5 protein-coding genes and 1 pseudogene (1 of these 6 cut by a window edge) are annotated in these 6,450 nt (G+C 67.7%); 3 read left to right on the forward strand and 3 right to left on the reverse strand.

Annotated elements, in window-relative coordinates; genetic code table 11:
• Positions 1–41: 41 nt before the first annotated feature.
• The 3 genes from QP166_RS01830 to QP166_RS01840 are packed head-to-tail and all read left to right on the forward strand — an operon-like array spanning position 42 to position 2,456.
• On the forward strand, positions 42–1,247 hold the full coding sequence (locus tag QP166_RS01830; protein ID WP_333914367.1) for a trans-sulfuration enzyme family protein: 1,206 nt from the start codon (positions 42–44) through the stop codon (positions 1,245–1,247).
• Between the two features lie 14 nt (positions 1,248–1,261).
• Positions 1,262–1,660, forward strand: coding sequence for a Co2+/Mg2+ efflux protein ApaG (apaG, locus tag QP166_RS01835; RefSeq protein WP_333917229.1), 399 nt, complete (start codon positions 1,262–1,264; stop codon positions 1,658–1,660).
• Positions 1,661–1,664: 4 nt separating this feature from the next.
• Positions 1,665–2,456, forward strand: coding sequence for a LysR family transcriptional regulator (locus QP166_RS01840; RefSeq protein ID WP_333914368.1), 792 nt, complete (start codon positions 1,665–1,667; stop codon positions 2,454–2,456).
• 170 nt (positions 2,457–2,626) lie between these two features.
• On the opposite strand, the gene QP166_RS01845 is transcribed toward QP166_RS01840, so the two are convergent.
• The 3 genes and pseudogenes from QP166_RS01845 to QP166_RS01860 form a co-directional block, all read right to left on the reverse strand.
• Positions 2,627–3,832 (reverse strand): MFS transporter, encoded by a 1,206-nt coding sequence (locus QP166_RS01845; RefSeq protein WP_333914369.1) that lies wholly within the window; start codon positions 3,830–3,832, stop codon positions 2,627–2,629.
• A 54-nt stretch (positions 3,833–3,886) separates the two neighbouring features.
• Positions 3,887–5,732, reverse strand: a pseudogene (locus QP166_RS18900) (putative bifunctional diguanylate cyclase/phosphodiesterase).
• A gap of 168 nt (positions 5,733–5,900) precedes the next feature.
• Positions 5,901–6,450 carry the end of a DUF3772 domain-containing protein gene (locus QP166_RS01860; protein WP_333914372.1) on the reverse strand. The gene runs 1,808 nt beyond the window's last position, so 550 of the gene's 2,358 nt are visible here — the last part of the coding sequence; its start codon lies beyond the right edge, outside the window; the stop codon is at positions 5,901–5,903.

The raw sequence follows: 6,450 nt of genomic DNA on the forward strand, positions 1-6,450 counted from the left end.
TTTGACTTGTTCTGGCGGGTGCGCGGAGGCTAAGCGGGGGCATGAAGCGGCACAGCGGACAGGATCGGTCGATCACCCAGAACTGGCGCCCAGCGACCCTTGCGGTTCGCGGCGGCACCGCCCGGTCGGAATATGGCGAGACATCCGAGGCGATGTTCCTGACCTCGGGCTATTGCTACGATCGGGCCGAGGATGCGGCGGCGCGCTTTGCCGGCGAACAGTCCGGCATGACCTATTCGCGGCTCCAGAACCCGACCGTTGAGATGCTCGAACAGCGGATCGCGCTGCTGGAGGGTGCCGAGGCGTGCCGGACGATGGCGACCGGCATGGCGGCGATGACCGCGGTGCTGCTGTGCCAGCTGCAACAGGGCGATCACGTCGTCGCCGGGCGCGCGGCGTTCGGTTCGTGCCGCTGGCTGGTCGATACGTTGCTGCCGAAATTCGGTATCCAGACCACTACCGTCGACGCGCGCGATCCGCAGGCGTTCGAGGATGCGGTGCGCCCGAACACCAAGGTGTTCTTCTTCGAAACCCCCGCCAATCCGACCATGGACGTGGTCGACCTGCGTGCGGTCTGCGGGATCGCGCGCGAACGCGGGATCACCAGCGTGGTCGACAATGCCTTCGCCACCCCCGCGCTCCAGCGGCCGATGGAGTTCGGCGCCGACGTCACCGCTTATTCCGCGACCAAGATGATGGACGGGCAGGGCCGCGTGCTCGCCGGGGCGGTGTGCGGGACGCAGGACTTCATCGATAACACGCTGCTGCCGTTCACGCGCAACACCGGCCCGACGCTCAGCGCGTTCAACGCCTGGGTGGTGCTCAAGGGGCTGGAAACGCTTGATCTTCGCATCCGCCGGCAATCGGAGAACGCGCTGGCGGTCGGTCGCTTCCTCGAGGCCCGCGTTCCGCGCATCCTCCACCCCGGCCTGCCCAGCCACCCGCAGCACGAATTGGCGATGTCGCAGATGGCCGCGGTCGGCGGGATCTTCGCGTTCGAGGTCGCCGACCGTGCGCAGGCACATGCTCTGCTCAACGCGCTCGAATTGATCGACATTTCGAACAATATCGGCGACTCGCGTTCGCTGATGACTCATCCGGCATCGACCACCCATTACGGCGTCGCGGCCGAGGCGCGTGCCGAGATGGGCGTTACCGAGGGGTTGCTGCGCCTCAACGTCGGGCTCGAAGATCCGCAGGACCTGATCGACGACCTCGACCGGGCGCTGCGACAGGTCGGGCTGTGAGCATCACCACCGGAATGGAGGCGTTGTTCACCGACGCCGCCACGACCGAGGACGTCACCGTGCGCGTCTCGGTCAGCTATCTTGCCGAACAGTCCGAGCCGGCGCGCGGGCGCTGGTTCTGGGCCTATCACATCCGCATCGAGAATGACGGCGCGGGCGCGGTGCAGCTGCTGACGCGGCACTGGATCATCACCGACGGCGGCGGCGCGCGCCACACCGTCGAGGGTGAGGGCGTCGTCGGCGAGCAACCGGTGATCCGCCCCGAGGGCAGCTACGACTATGTCTCCGGCTGCCCGCTTTCGACGCCGAGCGGCGCGATGCAGGGCAGCTATCGCATGGTCGCCGAGGACGGGCGCGTGTTCGACGTCGCGATCCCGCGCTTCGCGCTCCATGCGCCGGCGGTGGCGGAGTAGCTCGGTGAAGCGGACGCATCTTCCGCTCAACGGGCTGCGCGTGCTCGACGCCGCCGCCCGTCACCTGTCCTTCACCCGCGCCGCCGACGAACTGGCGGTGACGCCCGCCGCGGTCGGTCAACAGATCCGCGCGCTCGAGGATACGCTGGGCGTGGTGCTGTTCCGTCGCACCACCAAGGGGCTGGAGCTGACTCCCGAGGGCGAGGCGGGGCTCGCGCCGCTGCGCCAGGCGTTCCTCGAATTCGAGGAGGCGGTGCGCGCGATGCAGGCCGGGCAATCGTCCAAGTCGCTGACGATCGCGGCGCCGCGCGACGTGACCGAGAAGTGGCTGCTCCCCCGGCTGGCCGAGATCGCCGCCGCCGATCCCGATCTGCGCTTCGTGCTGGTCGCCGCGGACGAGGGGATGGACTTCACCGAGGCCAACCTCGACCTCGCGATTCGCTGGGGCGAGGGCCCCGGCACGCATGAGGGCGAGGCGATCGAGAGCGAAGGGCTGGTGACCATCGCGCGCCCCGGTGGCGCGGCGGACACCGCGATCCTCTGGCCGGGCGCGCCCGAGCCGGACAGCGCCGGGCAGGTGCGGGTCGGCGACGCCGGGCTGGCGATCGACGCCGCCGCCGCCGGGCTGGGCCGCGCAACGGTGCCCGAGATGCTGGCGGCGCGCGACATCGCCGCCGGTCGCGTTGTGGTGGTCGGCGAGGCGCAGCCGTCGCGGCTGGGCTATTGGCTGGTCGCGCCGACCCCGCAGTGGCGGCAGCGCAAGGTGCAGGTGCTGGTCGAGGCGCTCGGGCGCTAGGTCACGTTGACATGGGAAGCGACCTACGTCCGTCATTGCGAGCGTAGCGAAGCAATCCAGAGCCGGATCAGGACGCTCTGGATTGCTTAGCTACGCTCGCAATGACGAGTCCGGTTCCACATGAAGTCATCGCGCTCCAGCGGTATCGAAGCGCGCGGGCAGGCGCGCTGCTAGGCTCGCAATGACGGACGATCCCGCCCCCGCCGCAACGGCACGATCAGCACCCCGCCCGCCAGAGTCAACGCGGCGAGCACCACCAGCAGCAGCGTGAAATCACCCGGCGTCGCCAGCGCCCAGGTCAACAACGGACCGAGCAGCGACGGTACCGTGTTCGACAGGTTGATGAGCCCCAGGTCGCGCCCGCGATGGCGGGGGTCGGGGAGCAGTCGCACCGCAAATGCCTGATGCAGCGCGAGGAACACCGCCGCCGCGACCGAGTAGGTGACGAACCCGATCGCCCCGACCACCGGATGTGCGACCATGGCCATCGCCAGCAACCCGAGCGTCGCCGCCACCGCCGCGCCGACCAGAAACGGCGTGCGCCGCGCCGCCTGATCGGAGAGCCGCCCGGCCATCACCGCGACGGGTAACGGCAGGATGTAGCTGATCGTCAGCAACGTGCCGACGCGCGTGGCGAGCGTCCGGGGCGGGACGCTGCCGGCGATGCTCTGGAAATAATAGAGCAAGTACAGCGACAACGCGCCCCCGGCGAGCTGGACCAGTAGCCGTGCGATGCTCGCGACCCACAGGCGATGCGCGGGCGCTGGGTCGGGTGCTCGTGGCGGGGAGGGCACAGGCGCGCGCCGGACGAACAACAGCGGCAACACCGCCGCAACCGTCAGCCCCAAGATCAGTACCAGCTGCGCCGCCTCGCTCCGCCCCGCATCGGCGACCAGGAATGCCGAAACCGCCCCTGCGGCTGGCGGTCCGATCGCGAGCAATCCGCCCGCCAACCCGCGTTGATCGTCGGGAATCTCGTCGGCCATGATCGCCATCATCGGCGCGAGGACCGCGTTGACCGCGCATTGGAACGCCAGCACCGCTGCGATGAGGAACGCTGGCTGCGCGGCGACCGCGATCGCGGCGTAACTGAGCAATAGCGCGACCAGCCCGCCCGCGATCCACCCGCGCCGACCGCCGCCGCGCGCCACCGACCGGTCGCTGAACCAGCCGAACAGGATGTTCGCGCCGCTGGCGGTCGCCGCGCCAAGCACGATCGCTACCGTCAGCCAGCCGATCCGCGCCTCGCCCGCCAGCCGGTCGATCTTGAGCGGGAGCAGCAGTGACAGGAACGGCAGATAGCCGATTACCGCCCCGGCATGGGCGAGCGAAAAGGCGGCGAGTAACCGGTAGGTCGGAGAGAAAGCACGCGGCATCAGCGGCGCGCGCTAGCATGGATGCGCACGGCCCCGAAACCGCGCTGCGGTGGATCAGGCGGCGCGTCGTCCGATGATCCGCACCGCTTCGGGCGGCAGCGCGATCGGCAGGGGTTCCGAGAAGAGATAGCCCTGCATGTGCTCGCACCCCATCCGCAACAAGGTTTCGAGCTGGTCGGCGGTCTGCACCCCCTCGGCGACGCATTCCAGCGAGAGCGCGCGGCACAGCCCCATCATCGCCTCCACCACCGCGCGGCCGCGCTGCGGCTGAAGGTCGCTGATAAAGCTGCGATCGATCTTCACCTTGTCGAGAGGAAGCTGGCGCAGGTTGCTGAGGCTGGAATGCCCGGTGCCGAAATCGTCGAGTGCGATCTTCATGCCGAGCCGACGCAGCCGCTGCAGCGCCCGCCGCGCGGCGGCGGGATCGCGCATGGCGGCGGTTTCGGTAACCTCGATCCAGATCTCGTGTCGGCGCGACCCCCGACGCGAGCAACTGGCGTTTGATTTCGGTCAGCGTGGCCGGCGAATGAAGGTCGCACGCCGAGATATTGAACGACAGCGCGATGTCGGGCGGCAGCAGCTGCGCGGCTGCCAGCCCCTTGCGGAACATCGCCAGCGTGATCCCGTGGATCAGGGTCGACCGCTCCGCGATCGTGATGAAGTCGCACGGCGACACCTCGCCGATCAGCGGGCTGTGCCACCGTGCCAGCAGTTCGACCGCTTCGACCCGTCCGGTGCGCGCGCCGACGATCGGCTGGCCATAGAGTCGCAATTCCTCGTCGAAGACGCAGGCTTGCAAGGCCGCCTCGATCGCGCGTTCGCGTCGGATCGCGGTTTCGAGATCGAGGGTGAAGATGCACATCCCCCCGCCCTGGACGCGCTTGGCATGATAGAGCGCGTAATCGGCGCGATCGAACGATTCGGTCGCGGCCAGCCCGGCCTCCGGAAAGGACGCGATCCCCAGCGAGCCGCCGACCGTCACGGTAAGCTCGCCGATGACGAAGGGCGCCGTCATCGCGCCGCACAGTCTTTCGCCGACGATCGCCGCCGCATGCGGGCCGCCCGCGACCAACAGCCCGAACTCGTCCCCGCCGAGCCGATACAAGGTCGCACCCGGCGCGAGCAGGCGCTGCACCCGCTCCGCCAGCTGCACCAGCAGGATGTCGCCGACATGGTGACCGAAGGTGTCGTTGACCGGCTTGAAGCGATCGAGGTCGAGCAGCCCGACCGCAAAGGGCATCGCATTCGCGCCGGTCACCAGCTCGGCGAGATCGTCGTGGAAGCGGCGGCGGTTGGGAAGCCCCGTCAGGCTGTCGGTATGCGCCAGCCGCTCGTTCTCGCGATTGAGCCGGATCAGCTCCTCGTGTTGCCGTTTGAAGCGGGTTTGCGAGATCACCTGCCGCCGGAATTGGTCGAAGCCGTTGAACAGCACGCGCAGCAACACGGTGAGGACCACCGCGACGTACACCGCCATGACGGTGCACATCCGGTCCTGCCGCGCCAGGCAGACGCCGACGAAGGCAGGCATCACGATCAGGCCCATCAACATCGCGGCCTGTGGCAGCGCGCTGAGGCAGAACATGCAGCCGATCGCGGTGGTCGTGACATAGATGATCATATGCGCCTTCTGGGCCGCGTCACCGTACCCAAGAAGCGCGATCGCCCAACCCGTATAGGCGAGCGCCAGGCCGGTCCCGACCATCGTGATCCTGCGCAGCTGGTCCCGCGCCTTGGCCGGGGTCAGCGTCTCGCCGCCGCGCGCCCGGCGCGTCCAATATATCAGCCGCACGATGCTGAACACGCAAAGCGCCAGTGGGACCGAGGTGCTGAGCGAGATGGGGGCGGCAACGCGGTGGGTCGTGACGATCACCAATGAATTGATGAGCAGCACCGCATACATGAAGGGCAATTGTCGTTGAATAGCGGTGGCTTGGGCGAAGGCAAGCCGTGGGTTGCTCCCGACGTCGGCGTACCATCGGTACAATCGACGAAGTTTTTTCCCAGCACGCGCTTCCCCCGCAGTGAAATTCCCCGCCTGCGAGTTTATCGTATGTTGGTTATTAAGGCATCAACTCGGGTTACTACTGTAAGAAATAAGTTCCATCTTTTGCGGCCTCGTCCCTATGTCGATGTTTTCTATGCGAAACCGCCGCAGCAACACGGTCAGGGTCGAACTGCGCGCGCCGTAAGCCACGCGGGGCGAGGCAACATGGGCAAAGCAGTTGAAGAAGATTCGGCCGTCCGCGATCGAATCGATGAATACCTTGGGCGCGGGATCGTCGAGGATGTCGGGCTCGGCGGCGAACGTTTCGGCGACGATGGCGCTCACGCGGTCGGCATCGATCTCCAGCGGCACGGAGAACTGGATCTGGATGCGGCCGAGCGGTCCGGACAACGTCTTGTTGAGCACCGATTTGGTGATCAGCTCGGAATTGGGGACGATCAGCGTCGAATGATCGGCGAGCGCGATCTCGGTCGAGCGGACGCTGATCCGCTTGACGTCCCCCTCGTCGGTGCCGACGCGGATCCAGTCGCCGATCTTGATCGGGCGCTCGGCGAGCAGGATCAGCCCGGAGACGAAATTGGACGTGATGGCCTGCAGGCCGAAGCCGATACCG

Origin of the sequence: Sphingomonas sp. LR60, from assembly GCF_036855935.1 — a bacterium.
Classification (GTDB): domain Bacteria; phylum Pseudomonadota; class Alphaproteobacteria; order Sphingomonadales; family Sphingomonadaceae; genus Sphingomonas.